The 2302-nt window shown below is 61.6% G+C and carries 3 protein-coding genes; 2 read left to right on the forward strand and 1 reads right to left on the reverse strand.

All coding sequences use genetic code 11. The annotated features are described in order from the left end of the window. Both WBB85_RS12230 and WBB85_RS12235 read left to right on the forward strand, forming a co-directional pair. Positions 1–560 (forward strand): Ppx/GppA phosphatase family protein (locus tag WBB85_RS12230; RefSeq protein WP_432638889.1); only part of this gene is annotated, 560 nt, incomplete at its 5' end. Positions 561–649: 89 nt separating this feature from the next. Next, entirely contained in the window at positions 650–1390 is a 741-nt protein-coding gene (locus WBB85_RS12235) for an RlmE family RNA methyltransferase (RefSeq protein ID WP_432638890.1), read from the forward strand. Here the strand turns inward: WBB85_RS12235 and WBB85_RS12240 are convergent. Next, complete coding sequence (locus WBB85_RS12240) at positions 1387–1914, reverse strand: Hint domain-containing protein (protein WP_432638891.1); 528 nt, start codon at positions 1912–1914, stop codon at positions 1387–1389. The genes WBB85_RS12235 and WBB85_RS12240 overlap by 4 nt on opposite strands. Between the last annotated feature and the right edge of the window lie 388 nt (positions 1915–2302).

A 2302-nucleotide genomic window follows, 5' to 3' on the forward strand; every position in this document is an offset into this window, starting at 1 on the left:
CAATCATGCGGCTGCATGCGGGCTTTCATCCGCCGGAAAGCCCGTTTCCGGCGGCCAAGGTGGTTGACTGGATCTCGGTGCCCCTGGGTGTCGCGACCCTTAAGGACCAATTTCATGATGTGGAGGATGACGCAGCACGCTTCGCCCTGATGAGCTGGTTTTTTGAGGAAAACCTCGCCGATTTCTCGCCCTACAATGCCAGCCAGCCGCGCGAGGGGTTCCAGATCATCGGCACCAGCGGCACGGTGACCACCGTCGCGGCCAGCCATCTGGGTCTGAAACGTTATGACCGGACCAAAGTTGACGGGCTGCGGATGACATCGGACCAGATCGACAGGGTGATCCGCGAATACCTGCATATGGGGCCGGACGGGCGGCGGAACGACCCGAGGATCGGGCGCGACCGGCATTCCCTGATCATGTCGGGGGCGGCGATCCTGCAGGCGCTGATGCGGATCTGGCCGACGGACCGCCTGTCGGTAGCCGATCGGGGGCTGCGCGAGGGGCTGCTTTACGCCCAGATGTCGGCCGACGGCGTGCTGGAGGACGGGCCGTTCTGAACGCTCCGGCCGCCCACGATTGCTTTGGCAGCGCCGCATGCGTATTGGGATCAGGAAGAAATACTGAGGGCCCGTTCAGGGCAAGGGATATGGCGAAGACACCTTCTGGCAACACTTCCGGGCGCGGGCAGCGCGATCTTCGGGTGCGGGTCAAGACCGCAAAGGGGCGAAAGCTGTCCTCGACCCTCTGGCTCGAACGTCAGTTGAATGACCCCTATGTGCAGCGGGCCAAGAAGGAAGGCTACCGGGGCAGGGCGGCCTACAAGATCCTCGAACTGGATGACAAGTTCCGCTTTCTCGTGCCCGGTGCGCGGGTTGTCGATCTTGGCTGTGCGCCCGGTGGCTGGTGCCAGATCGCGGTCGACCGCGTGAACGCGCTTGGTCAGAAGTCCGGCAAGAAGGTCGGCACGGTTCTGGGGGTCGACCTGCAGGAGGTGGAGCCGATTGCCGGGGCCGAGATCCATCAGCTGGATTTCCTCTCTGACGAAGCCGATGAGAAGGTCAAGGGCTGGCTTGGCGGCAAGGCTGATGTCGTGATGTCGGACATGGCGGCATCGGCGTCAGGCCACAAGGGCACCGACCATTTGCGCATCGTGGCGCTCTGCGAGGCTGCGGCCTACTTCGCCTTCGACGTGCTGGAAGAGGGCGGCACCTTTGTCGCCAAGGTGCTGGCGGGCGGGGCCGAGAACGAGTTGCAGGCGCTTCTGAAACGCGCTTTCACGAAGGTGGCGAATGTAAAGCCGCCGGCAAGCCGGGCCGACAGTTCGGAAAAGTTCGTGGTCGCGACCGGGTTCCGGGGCGTGCCGGAAGAAGAAGAGCCGGAAGATTAGACGCCGGTGCTGATGCAAAGCCCTTCGACCAGGACAGCAGCCGGGGTGGTGCATTCAATTGAGTAGTAGCTGACCGTCATCTGCGGCACCCGCATCACGCCGGGCCGCCCTTCAAGATCACGTGCCAGCCGGAAATCCTGACGAAACTGGCCGGGGCTGACATTGATCCGTTGCTGCGGCGAGACGAGGATATCGACCGCCGGCCGGCCTGGCCCGAACATGCCTGCGGGGATCCGAACCGGCATGGCGTCCCGATTGGCGGAAAGGAAGTCTTCGTCCAGATGGATGGCGCTGACTTTTGCAACCTTGGCGACCGGCCCCTGTACCGTACGCAAAGGGTCATGCTGGCGAATAACCTTTATCGGCAGATCGCCGAATGCGGTCGACACACGCGCCGTTCCGACAAAGCCGGGTACGGTCCAGACCAGTGGCGTGGCCACGCGATCCTCGCGCCGGTACGCGCCGCCTGTCCGGGATGCCACAGCACCAATTCCTCCATCCTGAAAGGGGACGGTCTGATCCATTTCGCTTACTCCGATACACATTACGCCAGCGCAACTCCGCACCGGTGCATCATTATCGGCCGGTGGAATGAACCTCGTCCAAGGATTGTTTCCAATGAACTCAAAGCGTTGATCTTTTGGAGTGAAAACAACCCTGAGGTGACCGGGCAGCGGTCGCAGCTTATGGAAACAGTCACCTTCTTATTATGCATATGCATCAATACAGTGCGTGTCCGATCCGGGAATTGTTGGGGGGCCGCAGTGTATTGGCCTCGAAATGCAGAGACGATGATTTCAGACGCCTTTGCCAAATTCCCCCAGCAAAGAGCTGGAAACACTGCGTTTCCAAATCCGAGCCGAGGCGGCGTGGTTGCCGCAGGCGGAACGATCCGTAACAGATATGAGGGAT

Origin of the sequence: Albidovulum sp. (assembly GCF_049646345.1) — a bacterium.
Lineage (GTDB): Bacteria > Pseudomonadota > Alphaproteobacteria > Rhodobacterales > Rhodobacteraceae > Albidovulum.

Coding starts and splice junctions, on each gene's coding strand:
- WBB85_RS12240 (WP_432638891.1), bottom strand. CDS start 1,914: ATGGATCAGACCGTCCCCTTTCAGGATGGAGGAATTGGTGCTGTGGCA.
- WBB85_RS12235 (WP_432638890.1), top strand. CDS start 650: ATGGCGAAGACACCTTCTGGCAACACTTCCGGGCGCGGGCAGCGCGAT.